Annotated in this window: 22 protein-coding genes; 11 read left to right on the top strand and 11 right to left on the bottom strand. The window is 73.4% G+C overall.

Annotated elements, in window-relative coordinates; translation table 11 throughout:
• The 4 genes from Dsi01nite_RS35975 to Dsi01nite_RS35960 are packed head-to-tail and all read right to left on the bottom strand — an operon-like array spanning position 1 to position 2,363.
• Entirely contained in the window at positions 1-681 is a 681-nt protein-coding gene (locus Dsi01nite_RS35975; RefSeq protein ID WP_203850825.1) for an ABC transporter ATP-binding protein, read from the bottom strand.
• A complete protein-coding gene (locus Dsi01nite_RS35970; protein WP_203850824.1) occupies positions 678-1,235 on the bottom strand; it encodes a hypothetical protein in 558 nt (185 codons plus the stop codon). The genes Dsi01nite_RS35975 and Dsi01nite_RS35970 overlap by 4 nt, the downstream gene beginning before the upstream one ends.
• Before the next feature lie 46 nt (positions 1,236-1,281).
• Entirely contained in the window at positions 1,282-2,043 is a 762-nt protein-coding gene (locus Dsi01nite_RS35965; RefSeq protein ID WP_203850823.1) for a hypothetical protein, read from the bottom strand.
• Positions 2,040-2,363: a PadR family transcriptional regulator gene (locus tag Dsi01nite_RS35960; protein ID WP_239136412.1), complete on the bottom strand. Its 324-nt coding sequence runs from the start codon at positions 2,361-2,363 to the stop codon at positions 2,040-2,042. The genes Dsi01nite_RS35965 and Dsi01nite_RS35960 overlap by 4 nt, the downstream gene beginning before the upstream one ends.
• 62 nt (positions 2,364-2,425) lie before the next feature.
• Here Dsi01nite_RS35960 and Dsi01nite_RS35955 point away from each other — a divergent pair, with 62 nt between their 5' ends.
• Together Dsi01nite_RS35955 and Dsi01nite_RS35950 are read left to right on the top strand one after the other, a co-directional pair.
• The gene (locus Dsi01nite_RS35955; protein WP_203850822.1) at positions 2,426-3,376 is read left to right on the top strand and encodes an ABC transporter ATP-binding protein; all 951 of its coding nucleotides are present in this window, start codon (positions 2,426-2,428) and stop codon (positions 3,374-3,376) included.
• Entirely contained in the window at positions 3,363-4,160 is a 798-nt protein-coding gene (locus Dsi01nite_RS35950) for an ABC transporter permease (protein WP_203850821.1), read from the top strand. The genes Dsi01nite_RS35955 and Dsi01nite_RS35950 overlap by 14 nt, the downstream gene beginning before the upstream one ends.
• Positions 4,161-4,175: 15 nt before the next feature.
• Here the strand turns inward: Dsi01nite_RS35950 and Dsi01nite_RS35945 are convergent, their stop codons facing one another.
• From Dsi01nite_RS35945 to efeO, 3 genes are all read right to left on the bottom strand, one after another.
• Positions 4,176-4,745, bottom strand: a complete 570-nt coding sequence (locus Dsi01nite_RS35945) for a DedA family protein (protein ID WP_203850838.1) — start codon at positions 4,743-4,745, stop codon at positions 4,176-4,178.
• A gap of 38 nt (positions 4,746-4,783) precedes the next feature.
• Positions 4,784-5,308: a phosphatase PAP2 family protein gene (locus Dsi01nite_RS35940; protein WP_203850820.1), complete on the bottom strand. Its 525-nt coding sequence runs from the start codon at positions 5,306-5,308 to the stop codon at positions 4,784-4,786.
• Positions 5,309-5,390: 82 nt separating this feature from the next.
• Positions 5,391-7,352, bottom strand: coding sequence for an iron uptake system protein EfeO (efeO, locus tag Dsi01nite_RS57650; protein ID WP_239136411.1), 1,962 nt, complete (start codon positions 7,350-7,352; stop codon positions 5,391-5,393).
• A gap of 102 nt (positions 7,353-7,454) precedes the next feature.
• Here efeO and Dsi01nite_RS35930 point away from each other — a divergent pair, with 102 nt between their 5' ends.
• Both Dsi01nite_RS35930 and Dsi01nite_RS35925 read left to right on the top strand, forming a co-directional pair.
• The gene (locus tag Dsi01nite_RS35930) at positions 7,455-7,820 is read left to right on the top strand and encodes a BlaI/MecI/CopY family transcriptional regulator (protein ID WP_239136410.1); all 366 of its coding nucleotides are present in this window, start codon (positions 7,455-7,457) and stop codon (positions 7,818-7,820) included.
• Positions 7,817-8,707, top strand: a complete 891-nt coding sequence (locus Dsi01nite_RS35925) for a M48 family metalloprotease (protein WP_203850819.1) — start codon at positions 7,817-7,819, stop codon at positions 8,705-8,707. Before Dsi01nite_RS35930 ends, Dsi01nite_RS35925 begins: the two co-directional genes overlap by 4 nt.
• Before the next feature lie 52 nt (positions 8,708-8,759).
• Here Dsi01nite_RS35925 and Dsi01nite_RS35920 read toward each other — a convergent pair whose 3' ends face one another.
• Entirely contained in the window at positions 8,760-9,155 is a 396-nt protein-coding gene (locus tag Dsi01nite_RS35920) for a hypothetical protein (RefSeq protein ID WP_203850818.1), read from the bottom strand.
• A 48-nt stretch (positions 9,156-9,203) separates the two neighbouring features.
• Complete coding sequence (locus Dsi01nite_RS35915) at positions 9,204-10,037, bottom strand: alkaline phosphatase family protein (RefSeq protein ID WP_203850817.1); 834 nt, start codon at positions 10,035-10,037, stop codon at positions 9,204-9,206.
• A gap of 97 nt (positions 10,038-10,134) precedes the next feature.
• Between Dsi01nite_RS35915 and Dsi01nite_RS35910 the strand changes: the two genes are divergently transcribed.
• Genes Dsi01nite_RS35910 through galE form a run of 7 tightly spaced genes read left to right on the top strand, consistent with a single transcriptional unit; the run spans position 10,135 to position 16,198 of the window.
• Positions 10,135-11,283: a hypothetical protein gene (locus Dsi01nite_RS35910; RefSeq protein ID WP_203850816.1), complete on the top strand. Its 1,149-nt coding sequence runs from the start codon at positions 10,135-10,137 to the stop codon at positions 11,281-11,283.
• Positions 11,280-12,080 carry a COG4705 family protein gene (locus Dsi01nite_RS35905; RefSeq protein WP_203850815.1) on the top strand — a complete coding sequence of 267 codons (801 nt, stop codon included), beginning with the start codon at positions 11,280-11,282 and terminating at the stop codon, positions 12,078-12,080. The genes Dsi01nite_RS35910 and Dsi01nite_RS35905 overlap by 4 nt, the downstream gene beginning before the upstream one ends.
• Positions 12,081-12,089: 9 nt before the next feature.
• Complete coding sequence (locus Dsi01nite_RS35900) at positions 12,090-12,776, top strand: response regulator transcription factor (RefSeq protein ID WP_203850814.1); 687 nt, start codon at positions 12,090-12,092, stop codon at positions 12,774-12,776.
• Entirely contained in the window at positions 12,776-13,546 is a 771-nt protein-coding gene (locus Dsi01nite_RS35895; protein ID WP_203850813.1) for a phosphatase PAP2 family protein, read from the top strand. The genes Dsi01nite_RS35900 and Dsi01nite_RS35895 overlap by 1 nt, the downstream gene beginning before the upstream one ends.
• Positions 13,453-14,526, top strand: a complete 1,074-nt coding sequence (locus Dsi01nite_RS35890; protein WP_203850812.1) for an MGDG synthase family glycosyltransferase — start codon at positions 13,453-13,455, stop codon at positions 14,524-14,526. Before Dsi01nite_RS35895 ends, Dsi01nite_RS35890 begins: the two co-directional genes overlap by 94 nt.
• A complete protein-coding gene (locus tag Dsi01nite_RS35885) occupies positions 14,523-15,239 on the top strand; it encodes a polysaccharide deacetylase family protein (RefSeq protein WP_203850811.1) in 717 nt (238 codons plus the stop codon). Before Dsi01nite_RS35890 ends, Dsi01nite_RS35885 begins: the two co-directional genes overlap by 4 nt.
• Complete coding sequence (gene galE / locus Dsi01nite_RS35880; protein WP_203850810.1) at positions 15,236-16,198, top strand: UDP-glucose 4-epimerase GalE; 963 nt, start codon at positions 15,236-15,238, stop codon at positions 16,196-16,198. Before Dsi01nite_RS35885 ends, galE begins: the two co-directional genes overlap by 4 nt.
• Before the next feature lie 121 nt (positions 16,199-16,319).
• On the opposite strand, the gene Dsi01nite_RS35875 is transcribed toward galE, so the two are convergent.
• Positions 16,320-16,985, bottom strand: coding sequence for a response regulator (locus Dsi01nite_RS35875; RefSeq protein WP_203850809.1), 666 nt, complete (start codon positions 16,983-16,985; stop codon positions 16,320-16,322).
• A gap of 3 nt (positions 16,986-16,988) precedes the next feature.
• Complete coding sequence (locus Dsi01nite_RS35870) at positions 16,989-18,131, bottom strand: sensor histidine kinase (protein WP_203850808.1); 1,143 nt, start codon at positions 18,129-18,131, stop codon at positions 16,989-16,991.
• Positions 18,132-18,306 lie beyond the last annotated feature (175 nt).

The following is an 18,306-nucleotide window of genomic DNA, read 5'->3' as shown; positions in this document are numbered from 1 at the left end:
TCAGCGCTTCCCTTTCTCGACGAACTGGCCGTCCCGGAGCTCGACCACCCGGTCCGCGGCGCGCGTGACGGCCGGGCTGTGGCTGGCCACCAGCACGGCGGTGCCGTTGGCGGCCCGCGCGGCGAGCAGGCCGAGGATCGCGCGTTCGGTGAGCTCGTCGAGCTCGCCGGTCGGCTCGTCGGCGATGAGCACCGCCGGGTCGTTGGCCATCGCGACAGCGAGGCCGGCCCGGGCGACCTGGCCGCCCGACAGCTCGCCGGGCAGCGCCGAGCCACGGTCCTCGAGCCCGACCGTGCCGAGCCGCTCCCGCACGCCGTCGGTGCCGTGGGGTTGCTTGGCGAGCCGGCGGGCGAACCGGATGTTCTGTGCGACGGTGAGGTGTTCCAGGAGGTTGCCGGACTGGAACAGCACGCCGACGTGCCGGGCGCGCAGCACGGCGCGGGCGGTGTCCGGACGGCGGGTGATCCGCCGCCCGGCGACCCACACGCTGCCCCCGTCGGGCTCGTCCAGCCCGGCCAGGCAGGCCAGCAGCGTCGACTTGCCCGACCCGGACGGGCCGGTGACCGCGAGCCACTCCCCCGCCGCCAGGCTGACCGACACCCCGCGCAGGGCGAGGACCTCCTCGTCGCCGCTGTGGAAGAACCGGAACAACCGCTCCGCCCGCACGGCCGGGGCGGTCACGGCAGCCACCGCACAGAGTCCGTGACGGTGCGCCACGGGTCGACGTTGTCCGCGCCGTGCGGCCCGGCGAGCGTCACGGTGAGCAGCGACGTCGCCTGCCAGAACTGGTACCGCTCGACGTCGTCGTTGACCACCTTGCCGGTGACCGGGTCGGCGGGCGCGTCGGCCCGGTAGGTGACCAGCAACGCCGGACCCGCCTTGCGGTCCACTGTGGACACCTTGCCGGCCGTGAACCCGGCGGTCGTGGCGCTCAGGTCGGCCAGGTCCTTCGTGCCGGCCGCGGCGTCCGGCGCGGTGGGCCGGGCACCGAGCGCGACGGTGATGGTGTTCAGCTTGTCGGTGAACGTGACGGTGTCACCGGACTCGGAGCGCGCCCAGCCTTCCGGGACCTTGATGGCATACCGGTCGCCCGCCGGGCGGTACTCGACGAATGCCTGGTTGTCGGGGATGTCCCCGGCGCCGCCGGCGTCAGGAGCGGCGCCGCCCCCGCCGCAGCCGGTCAGCGCCAGCGCCGCGACGATCGCCACGGCCGTGAACCTGCGTAGCGTCTTCATGCCCGGCACCGTAGAGCGCCGATGCTGAAAGACTACTGAAGGACCATCACCGTCGTCGGCCGCGCAGGTCCTGTCCCGCGCCGATCGTCGCGGCGCCGAGCAGACCCAGGACGAGGGCCGGCCCGACGAGGCCGGCGTCCGGCGCCGACCAGGTGACGGTCAGCGCCGTCTGACCCGCCGCGAGCACGAGGCCCGCGCCGATGACCAGCAGCGCGCCGCGCAACCTGGCCCGGCCCGGCATCCGGGCGGTCCGGGCAAGGCAGGCCACGAAGGTGCACAGCCGCACAGCGGTGAATCCGAGCGTCACCCAGTACCAGCCGAAGAGGGCGGCACGGACGGCACCGGTGGGATGCTCGACCAGGCCGCTGTTCGCGATGAGGATCATGGCCAGCACGGCGACCGCCGGCGCGGCGAGGACCCCCACCGCGTCGCCGGCCAGGCGGCGCCACGCGGCCCACCGCAGCAGGGGCACCGGTGCGCCCAGACCGGCGCCGACGAGGATCAGCCCGAGCCACAGGCTGGTGAGAGGGCGGCTCGGGTCGGCGGTCAGGGTGGACGGCCCGGCGGCGCGCAGCAACAGGGCGGTGGCGGCCACGACCGTGAACATGGCGACGGCCAGGACACGGCGGGTCTGTCCGGGCGCCGACTCGGGCCAGTCGCTGGGATGCAGCCACAGCCGCCCGGCGCCGACGAGCGTGTCGGGCCAGGAACGGATGCCCGACGACGCGACCTCGCGGCCGATCTCGGCGCCCCAGCGTTCGCGGACGGCGGGCGGGTAGAGCCTGGTGAACATCGTGGCGGCGCTCATGCCGGCGCGATCCCGAGCGCGCGCAGCCCGGCCTGGGAGACGCGGGCCATCTGCTCGAGCTCGGCGCGCAGCGTGGCACGGCCCGTGTCGGTGATCCGCATGGTGCGGTGCCGCTCCTGGGGCTGCGACGGGGATTGGGACACGTCGTCCGCAGGCCGGATGAGGCCACGGGCCTCCAACCGGGCCAGCGCACCGTACAGGCTGCCGGGGCCGAGTTTGCGGCCGGTGAGGTCCTCGATAGCGGCGTTGATGGTGTAGCCGTGCCGCGGCCCGTCCGCGAGGACGGTGAGGACGAGCATCTGGGCGTCATTGCTGTGCACGCCCCCATAGTACGCAACGCGTTGCTACTTGTCTCGTAGTACGCAACGCGTACTATGCCGGTATGGAGAACGGCACGATGATCGACGCGCATGAGCTGTCGAAGCGGTACGGGCGCCGGCCCGCGGTCGAGGGGCTCAGCTTCACCGTGGCGCCCGGGCAGATCTGCGCACTGCTCGGGCCGAACGGGGCGGGCAAGACGTCCACGATGCGGATGCTGGTCGGCCTGTCCGCGCCGGATGCCGGCAGCGCCCGGATCCTCGGCGAGCCGGTCTGCCTGGGCGCCGCCGTGCTGCGCCGGGTCGGCGTCCTGATCGACGGTCCCGCGTTCGTGCCGCACCTGACCGGCACGGCCAACCTCAGGCTGTTGTGGTCGGCGACCCGGCGGGCCTGGCCGCCCCCCGCGCTGGACGACGCCCTGGACCTGGCCGGGCTGGGCGCGGCGATCGACCGGAAGGTCAAGGGCTACTCGATGGGCATGCGGCAGCGCCTCGTGCTGGCGCAGGCGCTGATGCGGGCGCCGGACGTGCTGATCCTGGACGAACCGGCGAACGGACTGGACCCGGCCGAGGTCCGCGCGCTGCGGGATCACCTCGCCACCGCGGCCGGGCAGCGGGCGGCCGTCCTCGTCTCCAGTCACCAGCTCGCCGAGGTGCAGCAACTGGCCACCCACGTGGTGGTCATGCACCACGGCCGGCTGGTCACCGCCGGCCCGCTCGCCGACCTGCTCCGCGACGCCGGCGCGTTCCGCGTCGAAGTGGACGACACGGCCGCGGCGCTCGCCGTGCTCCGCGGGATGCCAGGCGTCACGTCGGTCGCCGCGCCGGATCCCGCAGCCGGCGGCGAGGTCGTCGTCACCGCCCCCGACGTGCAGTCCAGCGACCTCGTCCAGGCGCTGGTGACCGCGGGTGTCGGTGTCACATCGGCGCGGCGGGCGACCCGCTCGCTGGAAGACGCGTTCCTCGCCATGACACAGGCCACGACCGGAGGGCGGGACGACCGTGCTGCGCATTGAACTGACCACCCAGCTCCTGCGGGTCCGGACCCTGGTCGCGCTCGCCTGCCTCGCCGCCGTTCCCGTCCTGGCCGGGCTCGCCACGGCCCCCGACGCCGGGCGCCGCAACGGCACGCAGGGTGGCCTGTTCGGCGCGGCCACCTACTCCGCGCTCAACCACACGATGGCGAGCCTGGCGTTCACCGCGCCGCTGCTGCTGCCCATCGTGGTGGCCATGCTCGCCGCGGCCGTCGGCTCCGCCGACCGGGACTGGGGGACGCTGCGCTACCTGTACGTCGCCCCGGTCGGCCGCGGCCGGCTGCTGGCCGGGAAGCTCGCCGCCGTCGCGGTCACCACCGCCGCCGCTGTGCTCAGTGTGCTGGTGGCGGGGCTGCTCAGCGGCGTCGCGGTGTTCGGCTGGCACCCGCTGCGGATCATCGACGCCGCCGACCCGGGCACCGGCGACGCGATCGGCCGCGTCCTGGCGGCGAGCGGCTACACGCTGCTGTGCATGCTGAGCATCGCCGCGATCGCGTTCGCCCTCGGGCTGCTGCTGCCGCGCGGTGCCGAGGCGCTCGGCGCCGCCGTCGCCTTCGTGGTCGCCGCCAGCATCCTCAACGCCCAGCCGGCGCTGCACTCCGTCGCGGTGATCCTGCCCGTGCACTACTGGCAGGACTGGACGCCGCTGTTCGATCCACAGGGCACGGCCCGGCTTGCCGCCGGCGCGATGGCACAGGTCGCCACGATCGCCGTGGCCACCGCGGTGTCCGGTCTCGTCCTGATCCGCCGGGACCCGGCGGCATGACCAGCGGGCGGCGGCTCAGCGCTGGCGGGAGCGGGCGCGGGCGCGGAGCAGCTCGACGGCGATCGGCAGCACCGACACCACGACGATGCCGATGAGGATGAACTCGATGTTCGACTTCACGAACGCGATCTGGCCCAGGAAGTAGCCCAGGACCGTGACACCCGTGCCCCACAGGGTGCCGCCGATGACGTTGTACAGCACGAAGGTGCGGTAGTGCATGCCGCTGGCCCCGGCCACGATCGGGGTGAACGTCCGCACGATCGGCACGAAGCGGGCCAGGACGATCGAGCGGGCGCCGTATTTCGCGAAGAACCCCTGCGCCTTGGTCAGGTGCTCCTGTTTGAACAGCCGTGAGTTCGGCCGCCGGAACAGCGCCGGGCCGACCCGCCGGCCGAACAGGTAGCCGAACTGGTCGCCGGCGACCGCGGCGACCGACACCAGCAGGCACACCAGCCACAGCGGCTGGTGCAGGTAGCGGCCGTCGGCGACGAGCAGCCCGGTGGTGAACAGCAGCGAGTCGCCCGGCAGGAAGAAGCCGATCAGCAGGCCGGACTCGGCGAAGACGATCGCCAGGATGCCGATCATTCCGAAGGTGGAGATGAGCCACTCGGGGTCCAGGAACTTCACGTCGGCTTCCTCACGGTCGTGACGGTTGGTGTGTATGCGACGACCGCGACCGCGGCGACCGCGATGCCGAGGGCGGCGAGGATGTCACCTGGGTAGTGCACCCCTACCCAGATCCGGGCCAGCCCGACCGTGGCGGCCGCCACCAGGAGGACCGCGCCCCAGCCGCGGTGCAGGAACACGCCGACGGCGAGCGCGACCGCGAACGCGGCGGTGGCGTGGTCGCTGGGCAGTGAGACGCCCGGGGCGTGCGGGATGAGCTGGTGCACCTGGTGCGTCTGAAACGGCCGCAACTGCCCGTTGAGGTGGTTGAGCAGTTGTGCGCCGAGGAACGCCAGCAGCAGCGCGGCGAAGGCCCGCGCGACCGCAGCGGCCCGATGGCGCAGCAGCGCCCAGACGACGAGCGCGGCGAAGGCGGCGAACACCACAAAGACCAGCCGGTCGGCGAGGAACTCCATGACGTCGTCGAGCCTGTCCACCCGGCCGGCGTGGCCGTTGATCATCTGGAACAGTCGGTAGTTCACCGAGGTCACCTCCATGTGCGGCCAAGGTAAGGAACCGAACCTGAAAATTTGATGAAGAACTGCTGCACGCCGGACGCCGGCCTCACCGGTGCGCGATGACCGCGGGGACCGCGCTGACCTGCTCCCCCAGCGCGTTGATCGTGGCGGCGAGCAGTTGGACCTGTGCCGGTTGCAGGGTGGTGTACGACACGAATCCGTCTCCCTGCCGATGTTTGGCCAGTTCGGCGTCGACGGCGGCGAACCGGGCGTCCAGCCGTGGCCCGAGGTCCGGCTGCCGGGCGTCGAGGACCGGGCGGAGCGCGGCGAGCGCGGCCCGCGAGCCGTCGACGTTGGCGGCGAAGTCCCACAGGTCGGTGTGCGAGTAGCGGTCCTCCTCGCCGGTGACCTTCTTCGTGGCGACCTCGTCCAGGAGGCTCTTCGCGCCGTTGGCGAGCTCCAGCGCGGTGAGCGTGACGCCGTCGAGGCGCTGGCGGAGGCTGCGGACGTCGGCGAGGAGGCGGTCGGCGACCGGTGCCACCGCGGCCAGGTCGCCGCCGCTCCACAGCTGCTGCTCGATGCGGTGGTAACCGGTCCACTCGGCGCCCGGGTCGAGGTCGCCGTCGCGGGCGTCGATACCGGGGTCGAGGTCGCCGAAGGACTCCGCGACGGTCTCGATGCGCTCGTAGTAGGTCCGCGCGACGGGGAACTGGGCCTGCGCGGCGGCCCGGTCGCCGGCCTTGACCGCGGTGACGAACCGGCCGGTCTGTTCGACGAACGCGTCGGCCTGGCTCAGCACGTACCGGCGGTAGTCGGCGGCGGCCGCGGCGAGGGCGGCGTCGTCGGTGGCGGCCGGCGCGGCGGTGCCGGTGACGGTGAGCGGGCTGCGGATGCCGGCGCCGACCATGCCGGGCTTGCAGGCGACCGTGTACGTGCCGGGCGCGAGGTCGACGTGCAGGTCCCGGCGTACGCCAGGGGCGACGTTCTCGACCTCGCCGACGACGCGGTCGCCCGTGCCGTACACGTAGAACTCGGTGATCTTGGCGCCCTTGTTGCTGACGGTGAAGGTGCGCTGGCCGGACGGGGTGTGATCGGCGCTCAGGTCGCATCCGGTGTCGGTGGCGGTGACCGTGATCACGCCGTCGGCCGGCGCCGCGTCCCCGGCCTTCGACCCGCCGCAGCCGCCCGGGGTGAGCCCGAGCGCGACGACGGTGCCCGCCGCGACGAACGCGTTGGTGCGCACCCTGGCCGCGGGTTGCGGTGCCGGCCGGAAGAACAGTGCCAGCATGATCACGGCGAACAGCAGCCACGCGGCGATCTCCAGCACGCTCGCGCGTGGCGTCAGGTTGATCGTGCCGGTGAGCAGGGTGGCGTACCACGACGTCGGGTCGATCGTGGTGCTCAGGTCGAACGCGGTCCGGGTGCCGCCGGGCAGCACGTTCGCGCTCTGCAGGCCGTGCACGCCGTACTTGAGGATGCCCGCGGCGACGAGGATGAGCAGCGCACCGGTCCAGGTGAAGAAGCGCCCGAGGTTGATCCGCACCGTAGCGGTCGTGACGACCCAGCCGAGAGCGACCGCGGAGGCGATCCCGGACAGCATGCCGAGCAGTGGCGCGGCGGAGTCGGTGGCGCCCTCGGCGGCGGCGAAGACCAGCAGCACCATCTCCACGCCTTCGCGGAGGACGGCGAAGAAGGCCATGGTCACGACCGCCCAGCCGCCCATCGACAGCGCGGTCTCCAGCCGACCGGTGAGCTCACCCTTCAACGTGCGGGCGGTGCGCCGCATCCAGAAGATCATCCAGGTGACCAGGACCACCGCGACGAGCGAGGTGGCGGCCTCGAACAGTTCCATCCGCACGCCGCTGCCGAGCCAGCCGGCAACCGTGGTGAGCAGCACGCCGACGGCGGCGGAGGTGAGCACTGCGGCGGCGACCCCGGCCCAGACCTGGCGCAGCCGGTCGCGGCGCGACGACTGGGTCAGAAACGCCACCAGGATGCTGATCACCAGCGCGGCCTCGAGCCCGTCCCGCAGGCCGATGAGGTAGCTGGCGAAGAAGACCGTTCCCACGAAGCGCTCCAAGCATAGGCTTACCTAACGACGCCAATCTCCTACATGTTGTAGGAGGCGTCAAGTCGAGCGGCCCGGCCACGGACGGTTATCGTGGAACCTGTGACTGATGTGGCGGGACGGCGGGCGCCGGGTTCCCTGGAGTCGCGGACGATGACCGCGCTGTGGGCGGCCGGCACCCCGCTGTCGCCCTCGCAGGTGCAGGACGCCCTCAACGCCGACCTCGCGTACAACACCGTGCAGACGATCCTGATCAGGCTGATCGACAAGGGCCTGGTCCAGCGCCGCACCGCGGGACGCAGTCACGTGTACTGGCCGGTCCAGGACGCTGCCTCCGCCGCCGCCCAGCGGATGCGGGCGGTGCTCGACGGCCTCGACGACCGGCAGGCGGTGCTGCGCCGCTTCACCGACGACCTGGCGGATTCCGACATCGCCACGCTGCGCGCGCTGCTGGACCGGCCGTCGTGACCTTCCTGGTGTACCTGCCGCTCCTGCTCCCCGTCGCCCTCGCCCTGATCGCCAGGCTGCTGCCGGCGGGCGCCCGCCCCGAGCTCGCGGCCCGGGTCCTGGCCACCTGCGGGGTGCTCACCGCCGCGGTCAGCACCGGCTGCCTGGCGTTGCTGGCACTGACCGCCCTGGACGACCTCCCGGCGATGGAGGTCCGCGAACGGACCGCCGCCTTCCCGTTGCCCGAGCCGGTCCCCGGCGCGGTCGCGGTCGGGGCCGGGCTGCTGCTCGTCGCGGCGGCCTGGAGCGTCGTGCGCGACCTGCGCCGCAGGCGGGCCGTCGTCGCGGACCTGCACGCCGCCGGCGCACCGCACGACGGGTTGCTCGTCGCCGACTGGACCGAGCCGCACGCGGTCGCGGTGCCACCCGCCGGTGCCGGTGGGCCCGGGCACATCCTCGTCACATCGGGGTTGCTCCGCCTGATCGACGCGGCGGAGTGGCGCGCGGTCGCCGCGCACGAGCGGGCCCATCTGCGCCGCCGGCATCACCGGACGGTGGCACTCGCCACGACGGCGGCCGCCGTCAACCCGCTGCTGCGTCCGGTCGCCGGCGCGGTCGCCCTGCTGGTCGAGCGCAGCGCCGACGAGGATGCCGTCGCCGCGGTCGGTGACCGGCACATGGTCGCCCGCGCGATCGCGAAGGTCGCCCTCGCCGGTGGGTCACGCACCGGCACGCTGGGGGCCGGCGGCTCCGACGTCGTGCGCCGGGTCGCCGCCCTGACCCGCCCCGTCACCCAGGGCTCGTGGGCGGGCCTGGCCCTGGCCGCCGCGATCGTGCTCGGCTCCGCCTCGGCGGGCGTCGCCGCCCTCGCGGACTTCGTCCGTGTCGCGCTGATCTGGATTTCCTGACGCTTCGGATCACCGCTCACCCCGGCACCGTCGGTGCCGGGGTGAGCGACGTTCAGGGGGTCGTGCTGGGGCTGGCGCTGGCGGGGGCGGTCGGCGTGGCCGTGGACGGGGAGGGGATCACCGTGGACGTCGGCCCCTTGTCGTCCTGCTCTTCCTCCTGCTCGGTGCCCCCGTCGTGGCCTTCCCGGTCGCCGCGGCCACCGTGCCCGTCGCCGTGGTCACCCCCGTCACCGCCGTGTTCGCTGACGATCGCGGCGCCGGCGACGGCGCCCAGGACGCCACACGGGACCGCCGCCAGCACCAGGGTCGCCGCGACGGCCACCGCGGCCGCCCTGCCCGGCGTGCCGACCATGCCACGCCACCAGGATCGGGCCGGCCCGGTGGGTGCCGGCACCGTCGTCTGCGAAGGCTTCACTTCCGGTGTCGCCGGCTCGAGTTCATCGCTCATGGCGGCGAAGGTAGGCCGCCGATCCTGAAAATTCGTTGAACCGCCGGCTCACCGCAGCGCCAGCGGCGCGCGCAGGGCCGCGTCGCCCAGCGGGGGGAGGCCGTAGAACTCCTGGATGGTGCGCAGCATCGAGTAGTGGTCGACCCGCTCGGTGCGGTCACCGGCGGTGACGTGCTGGCCGAGCACGACGGTCGGGATGTGGTTGCCGTCGGTGCGGTTGTCCTCGTCGAAGGTGAGCACCAGCAGGCTGTTGTGCCGTTCCGCCCAGCCGATGTACCGGTCGAACGTGTCGTGCAGCCAGGTGTCGGCCTCGGCCTTGGGGCAGTCGTGCATGTCGTGGCAGAGCCCGGGGATGACGAAGGAGACCGTGGGCAGCTGCCGGTAGTCGCTGGGGAAGTCGTGCAACGGCCGGTTCGCCGAGGCGGGCACGTTGTCGAAGTTCACCCATGGGTTGTGCCGCCGGACATAGGTGCGGTCGGCGCAGCCGGTCCAGCCGACCGACGGCAGGTCCTCGGAATATCCGGCGAACGTGTGCCCGGCGTCCAGCAGCTGCCTGGCGAGGTTGGGCACGCCGGTGAAGGTGTGGCCGCAGTGGTTGTCGGTGACGCCCTGGGTCGAGCCGGAGAACAGCGCGAGGTAGTTGGGCTGGCTCGGGTGGGTCTCGCCGTATGCGGCGGTGAAGTTGGCGCCCCGCGCGGCGAGCGAGGTGATGTACGGGGTCTTGCGGTGTCCGACGACGGCGTCGTAGCGCTTGTTCTCCATCACCACGATGACGACGTGGTCAGGTGGGCCCGGGTCGCCGGTGGTGTCGGCGCGCACGGCCCCCGCGCCGACCAGGGCGGCGCAGACGGCGATGACGCTCAGCACTGGAATGCTCCTCATTCCTACAGCTTGTAGGAGTACGCTGCACCGATGGGTGGCGACACCCACGAGGTCAGCCTTCAGGGGGATTTCAGGCTTCGCCGCCTACGGTCCGGCCATGGTGAGCATGGCGGGCGTGCCGACACGCCACGGACGCCTGGCGGCGGTCGCGCTGGGCAGCTGGACCCTCGCATGGTTCGTGATCATGGCGTGGAACGGTGGCGGTTCGTGGCACTTCTTCGTGCAGGGCGCACAGGCGCTCGCCGACACCGACGACGCGATCCGTGGCGGGCTGCACACCTACGCGGCGGCGCCGATCCTGCAGATCGGCCCGGTCGCGCTGCTCGCCGCCCTCGTGGCGATGCCGGCCGGCGTGGCCGGCGCCCTGTTCATCTGGCAGGTGCTGGGCGCGGCCGCCGGCCTGGTCATCCTCTGGCAGATCCGCCGCATCGGCGCGGTCACCCGGCCCGACCTGCTGCACGACGGGCGCCTGGACCTGCGGATCGCCGCCGCGGCCGTCGTGTTCATGCCCGTCTGGATGTTCCTGGCGGTCGGGGTCACCCACGTCGACGACGTCCTGGCGCTGCTGTTCACGGTCCTGGCGCTGCGCGCCGCGGTGTCCGCCCGGCCGGTCCTCACCGGGGTGCTGCTCGGCCTGGCCGTCGACGCCAAGCCGTGGGCCCTGCCGTTCGGGTGCCTGCTGCTCCTGCTCGGCGCCCGGCGGGCGGTGCTGTCCGGCGCGGCGAGCATGGCGGTCGTCGTCGCCGCCGCGTGGCTGCCGTTCTTCCTGGCGGATCCGGCCACGAGCAACGCCCTGCACTTCACCATCACCAACACCCGGCTGTCGGCGCTGCGGGTGCTCGGCGTCCACGACGCCCGGACCCCACCGTGGGACCGGCCGGCCCAGGCGGTGCTCGGCGCCGCGGTCGCGCTGCTGGCCTGGCACCGCGGCCGGTGGCCGGCGATGGTGCTGCTCGCCGTCGGCGCGCGGGTCGTGCTGGACCCGGGCACCAACAAGTACTACGTGGCCGGGGTGGTCGTCGGCGCGGCGCTCTGGGACGTGCTGGGTTCCCGCGCGGCCTGGCCGTGGTGGACCGCGACCGCCTACCTCGGGCTGTTCGTCGCACGCTGGGTGCCGATGCCGGACGCCGCGCACGGCTGGCTGACCCTCGCCTACGTGCTGTCGTGCGCTTTCCTGCTGGTCGCCCCCTCGGGTGTGCCGCTTTCAGCGACCCTTCAGGTGCGGAATGTGAGGCTACGGCCATGACGATCGCCCGCCGTGCGGCAAACAAGGTGCCCGAAGTCACCGTCTACTTCTGGATCATCAAGGTCCTGGCCACCACGGTGGGCGAGACCGCCGCCGACCTGCTCAACATGAACCTGGGCCTCGGCCTCACCTGGACCACCGTCGTGATGGCCGTCCTGACCGCCGGCGCGCTGGCACTGCAGTTGCGGTCCGAGCGATACGTGCCGTGGCGGTACTGGCTGGTGGTCATCCTCATCAGCGTCGTGGGCACCCTCATCACCGACAACCTCGTCGACAACTTCGGTGTCCCGCTCGAGGTCACCACCGCCGTCTTCGCGGTCGCGCTCGCCGTCACGTTCGTCCTCTGGCACCGCAGCGAGCACACCCTGTCGATCCACACGATCTTCACCAGGCGGCGCGAGTCCTACTACTGGGCCGCGATCCTGTTCACCTTCGCGCTCGGCACCGCCGCCGGGGACCTGCTCGCCGAGCGGATCAACGTCGGCTACCTGCCGTCCGCGGGCATCTTCGCCGCGGTGATCGCGCTCATCGCGTTCGCCTACCGGATGCGGCTGCTGGGTGCGGTGTTCGCGTTCTGGGCCGCCTACGTGCTGACCCGCCCGCTCGGCGCGTCACTGGGCGACTGGTTGTCGCAGTCCCGCGACGCCGGCGGCCTCGGACTCGGTACCGTCGGACCGAGTGTGGTGTTCCTGCTCGCCTCGGTCGTCCTGGTCGTCTACCTGACCCGCAGCCGGGTGGACGCGACCGAGGAGCCGGCCGTCGCGGCCGCCAAGATCAACGCACGAACCTACCCGTAGGAGGACCGGATGCGGTTGCTGCTGGTCGACGACGAGGTCGGGCTGGCCGAGACGATCCGGGACGGCCTGCGCACCGAAGGCTTCACCACCGACCTGGAGTTCAACGGCATCGACGGGCTGTGGGCCGCCACGGAGTCACCCAACGGCGCCTACGACGCGATCGTGCTGGACATCATGCTGCCCGGGCTCAGTGGCTACGAGGTGTGCCGGCAGCTGCGCCAGCGCGACGTGTGGACCCCGGTGCTGATGTTGACCGCGAAGGACGGCGACCACGACGAGGCCGACGGGCTCGACCTCGGCGCCGACGACTACCTCACCAAACCGTTCTCGTTCGTGGTCCTCGTCGCCCGGCTCCGGGCCCTGATCCGCCGGGGCGCACCGCAACGGCCGGTCGTGCTCAGCGCGGGTGACCTGCGCCTCGACCCGGCGCGGCGGCGGGTCACCCGCGGCGACGACGAGATCCCGGTGACGCCGCGGGAGTTCGCACTGCTCGAGTTCATGATGCGCAACGCGGGCGACGTGCTGACCAAGACCGCCATCATCGAGAACGTCTGGGACGCGGCCTTCGACGGCGACCCGAACATCATCGAGGTCTACGTCGGCTACATCCGCAAGAAGATCGACCACCCCTACGGCCGGTCCGCGATCCGCACCGTGCGCGGCGCCGGGTACCGCATGGACCCGGACGGTGGCTGATGCGCCGGATCCCGGTGCTCTGCGCGGTCGCGCTGAGCGTCCTCACCCTGCTCGTCGTCGCCCGGTCCGGGCCGCTGATCCGGCTCGACACCGCGGTGAGCGACGCGGCCCGCGGCTACGCCCTGCGGCACGACGGCTGGCGCGCGGCGATGTCGGCGGTGACGCACACCGCCGACACCCGGGTCCTGCTGCCGATCGGGCTGTTGCTCGCGGTGCTCCTGCTGTGGCGGCGGTGGCGCACCGGCCTCGCCTTCCTACTCGGCACCGCGGTCACCGCCACCGTCATCCGGCTGACCATCCTGGCGCTGGTGCACCGCCCGAGACCGGTGGACCCGCTCACCGCCACGGCCGGCTGGGCCTTCCCGTCCGGGCACACCACGTCCTCGGCGGTGACCGCCGGGGTCGTCGTCGTGCTCGGCTGGGCCGTCCTGACCGGACGGTGGCAGCGTGGCGTCCTGGTCGTCGTGGCGGGCACCTGGGCTGTGCTCGTCGGGATCAGCCGGGTCGCGCTGCTGGCGCACTGGCCCAGCGACGTGCTCGGCGGCTGGCTCCTCGCCATGGGTGTCACGGTGGCCTTCGCCCGCGGTCTCCAGGTTCAGCGTTCCTTCAGGTCCGGGCGGCCAGCATCCCCCCAGCGTGACGATGGCCGATCGCACCGGCCCGAGGGGAGCTCCGAGTGGAACACCGAGGAACCAGCACCGCGCGACGGCGGATCGTGGTCGTCTCCGCCAGCTTCGGCGCCGGACACGACGGAGCGGCCGCCGAGCTGAGCCGACGGTTACGGGCGCTGGGGCACCAGGTCGACCGGCACGACTTCGTCGATCTGGTGCCGCGGCGGGCCGGTGCGCGGCTGCGCGGCCTGTACCGGCGGCAGCTCACCGTCCTGCCGCACAGCTGGGGCTGGCTGCTGGCCCTCGCGGGCGCGCCCCGTCTCGCGGGGGCCGCCGCCGCGCTGACCGCCTCCGCCGACGACGCGCTGCTCGCCGCGATCGGCGACGCCTCCGCGGTCGTGTCGACCTACCCCTTGGCCAGCCAGGTTCTCGGCCGGTTACGGCGCCAGGGCCGCCTCGCGGCGACGGCGATCACCTACCTCACCGACCTCTCCGTCCATCCACTGTGGATCGCCGATGGGGTCGACGTCCACCTCGCCCTGCACGACGACGTTGCCCGGCAGGCCAAGGTGCTCGGCGCGACCGACGTGCGGGTCGTCGCGCCGGCCGTCGCACCGGCGTTCACGGAACTGGTCCCGGCCGACGCACTGGCCGCCGTCAGGGCGCGGCTCGGGCTGCCGGCGGCGCCGATCGCGCTCGTGGTGGCGGGCGCGTGGGGGGTCGGGTCGGTCGAGCGGGCCGCGCAGGACGTCGCCGCCACCGGGCTCGCCGTCCCGGTCGTGGCCTGTGGCCGCAACGACGCTCTGCGCCGGCGGCTCAACCGGTCCGGCCGGGTCGTCGCGCTCGGCTGGATCGACGACATGGCGACGCTGATGCGGGCGTGCCAGGTCGTGGTGCAGAACGCCGGTGGCCTGTCGTCCCTCGAGGCGCTCACCGCCGGCGTGCCGGTCGTCACCTACCGCTGCCTCCCGGGCCACGGCGCCACGAACGCCGAGGCGCTCGACCGCATCGGCTGGGTGCCGTGGATCCGGCGCCGCCGCGACCTCGCCGCCGGGCTGCGGGCGGCCCTGGACCGGCAGGACCGGTTCACGCCGGCCGCCGCGCTGCCCGAGTCGTTCACCCATCTGGTCGCGGCATGAGGCGGGCGCTGGCTGCCGGGCTGCTCACCGCGACCGCGGTGCACGCCGCACCGGCGGTCACCGCGTTCACGCCGGCCCGGCGGGCGCTGCTGCCCACGCTGGCCGGGACCGGGCCGCGCGATCGGGTGGCGCTCACGTTCGACGACGGACCTGACCCGGTGTCGACGCCGCGGTTCCTGCGGCTGCTCGCCGACCACGACGTGCGGGCCACGTTCTTCGTGCTCGGCTCGATGCTGGCACGCGACCCTGGGCTGGGCCGCGAGATGCTCGCCGCCGGGCACGAGCTCGCCGTGCACGGCTGGGCGCACCGGTGCCTGCTGTTCCGCACGCCCCGGGCCACCTACGACGACCTGGCCAGAGCCCGGGATCTCGTCGCGTCGCTCGGCGGGGGTCAGCCGCGCTGGTTCCGGCCACCGTACGGCGTGCTCACCACCGGCGCGCTCATCGCCTGCCGCCGGCTGGGCCTGCAACCGAAGCTGTGGACCGCGTGGGGCCGCGACTGGGAGGCCGGCGCCACCCCGACCTCGATCGTGCGGACCCTGACCAGCACCCTGATCGGCGGCGGCACGGTCCTGCTGCACGACTCGGACTGCACGTCCGCCGCCGGGTCGTGGCAGCGGACCCTGGCCGCCCTCCCCCGGCTCATCGACTGGACCCGCGACCGCGGCCTGCGCCTCGGCACGCTCGGCGAACACCAGGCCGGGCCGCGATGACGTGGCTCGTCACCGGCGGCGCCGGGTACATCGGCGCGCACGTCGTCGCGGACCTCCTTGCGGCAGGTGAACGCGTCGTCGCGCTCGACGATCTGTCCACCGGCGACCCGGCCCGGCTGCCCGTCGACGTGCCGCTCGTCGTCGCCGACGCCGGCGACCCGGTCATGCTCAGCGCGACGCTGGACCGGCACGGCGTCACGGGCGTCATGCACCTGGCCGGTAGCAAGTCCGTCCCCGAGTCCGTCCTTCGCCCCATCCGGTACTACCAGCAGAACGTCGGCGTCGTGGGCGCGCTGCTGGCCGCGATGGTCGATGCGGGGGTGCGCCGCCTGGTGTTCTCCTCCTCCGCTGCGGTCTACGGCGTTCCCCTCGCCGCGACCGTCGCCGAGACGGCACCCACCCGGCCGCTGAACCCGTACGGGCAGACGAAGCTCGTCGCGGAGCAGCTCGTCGCCGCCGCCGGCCTGGCGCACGGCATCTCGTGGGTCGCGCTGCGATACTTCAACGCCGTCGGCGCCGGCGCCGCGCACCTCGGCGACCGGGGCACCACGAACCTGCTGCCGCTCGCCTTCGACGCGCTGGAGACCGGTGTGCCGCTCACCGTCGCCGGGACCTCGCTGCCGACCATCGACGGCACCGGCGTCCGCGACTACGTCCACGTCGCCGACCTGGCCCGCGCGCACCGGCTCGCCGCGCTGCGCCTGGCCGGCCGGCAGTGCGCCGCGATCTACAACGCCGGTGCCGGCCGCGGCCACTCCGTCCTGGACGTCGTGCGGACGGTCGCGTCGGTCACCGGCGCCCCCGTGCCGATCCGGTCCGGTCCGCCGCGCCCCGGCGACCCACCGGAGGTCGTCGCCGCGATCGACCGCATCCACGCCGACCTCGGCTGGCGCCCCCGGCACACGCTCCTGGACTCGGTCGCCTCAGCCTGGCGCGCCCGCGCAACGAAGGTCACTTGAACCCGGCACCGCCGGTCGATGGTGCGCACGCCGCGGTGCCCTGCTGTCACGCGACCGCGTTCGGGCTGGTCACGGCCCGCCACCACCCATGCTTGAAGCTCCGGCTGCCGTATCGCGGCCGTCAGCCGGGTCGGGCGGTGATCCGGCGGGTCTCGTAGGCCCACATCGCGATCTCGACCCGGTTTCGCACCCCGAGCTTGGCCATCAGGCTCGCCAGGTGGGTCTTCACCGTGCTGAGGCTGATGTGCAACGTGTCGGCGATCTCGGCGTTGGACAGACCGCGGGCGACGGCGAGCACGACGTCCTCCTCGCGCGGGGTGAGCGGGTCGATCGGTTGGGGGGCGGGCCGTCCGGCCGGCGCGTTCGCGAACGCCTCCAGCAGCCGCACGGTCACGCTGGGCGCGATGAGCGCCTGGCCCCCGGCGGCCGCCCGCACCGCCTGGACGAGCAGCTCCGGCCCGGCGTCCTTGAGCAGGAATCCGCGCGCACCCGCCCGCAACGCGCCGAAGACGTAGTCGTCGAGGTCGAACGTGGTGATCACGACCACCGCGAGCGGGTCCACCACGCCCGGGCCGGCGAGTTGCCGGGTCGCCTCGACGCCGTCCGGCGGTGGCATCCGGATGTCGAACAGGCAAACGTCGGGCCGCAGCTGCCGCGCCAGTTGCACCGCCGTCCGGCCGTCGACCGCCTCGCCGACCACGTCGATGTCGGGCTGGGCGTCCAGCATGATCCGCAGGCCGGCGCGGATGACCGGCTGGTCGTCAGCGATGAGCACGCGGATGGTCACGGTTCACCCGCTTCCGAGCGGGAGTCGCGCCTCGACGAGCCACCCGCGCCCGGGCAGTGGTCCCGCCTCCAGGCTCCCGCCGAGCAGCGTGACCCGCTCCTGCAGGCCGGTGAGACCGTATCCGTTGCGGCTGCGACGGGTGGCCACGCCGTCGTCGCGGACCGTCACCCGGACCCGGCCCGGCTCCGCGGTGACCTGGACCCGGACCGTGCTCGCACGGGCCGCGTGCCGTCGCGCATTGGTGACGGATTCCTGCACGATGCGATACACGGCGCCGTCCACCGCCAGTGGCAGCCGGTCCAGCGGACCGTCCAGCCGCAGCTCGATCGGCAGCCGGCCGGCCGGGTCGCGGGTCAGTGCGGCCAGGTCGGCGACGCCCGCCACGGGGGCCAGCTCGGCGCGCGTGTTGCCGTCGCGCAGCGCCGAGACCATGCCGCGCATCGCCTCCAGGGTCCGTGCGCCTTCCTCCTCGACGTCCTCCAGTGTCGTCAGTGCGGTCGCCGGGTCGGCGCCGATGAGGACCCGGCCGGCCTGGGCCCGCACGACGATGGCTGAGACGTGGTGCGCCACGGTGTCGTGCAGGTCCCGGGCGAGCGCCTCCCGCTCCCGGAAACGCATCCGCTCCAGCTCGCCGCCGCGCGCCGCCGACCACAGGCGCACCGACGCCCCGAGCACCCCCGGCAGGGCCAGGAACCCGAAGCTGCCGACGTAGTCGCCGGGCGGGACGTCGTCGACGAGCATCGACAGCGCGAACGCCGCGAACGCCACCGCCGCACCGAGCACGATGTGCCGGCCGGATCCCCACCGGAACAGCGCGTACACCAGGACCAGGATGATCATTCCCGTGTAGAGCCCGACCGGCTCGGGATGCGCAGCCGCCGCGTCGATCAGCGTGAGCGCGATCCCGGCGCCGAACGCGGCGGCGACCATCGCCAGCGGATGGGTGCGGCGCCACAACGTCGCCAGGCACAGCCCGACGGTGACCAGCACGGAAACCGGCCACCAGACGATGTCGTCGCGCAGCACCGCCTCCAACCCGGTGCCGGCGAGGCCGGCGGCCAGCAGCGCCCAGTCCCGCCGGACCCGCGGCGGCGGATCTGGAACTCGCGGCTCGGCCCACAGCCGCCACAGGTCGTCTCGGAACATGGCTCCAGCCTTATGCAGGTCATGGCGTGCGTCATCGGCCGAAAGCACGAGACCCGTCCCCCGCCGCGGAGGGAGGGCACCGCGGCCCGGCGGCCGATGATGCGCCCCGCCCGGGCAACCAGACTCCTCGTCGACGGCATCGTCACGCCAACCCATGGAGGAGATCACAGTGCGT

Source organism: Dactylosporangium siamense, from assembly GCF_016862795.1.
Classification (GTDB): Bacteria; Actinomycetota; Actinomycetes; order Mycobacteriales; family Micromonosporaceae; genus Dactylosporangium; species Dactylosporangium siamense.
This window is presented reverse-complemented; position numbering and strand designations above follow the sequence as displayed.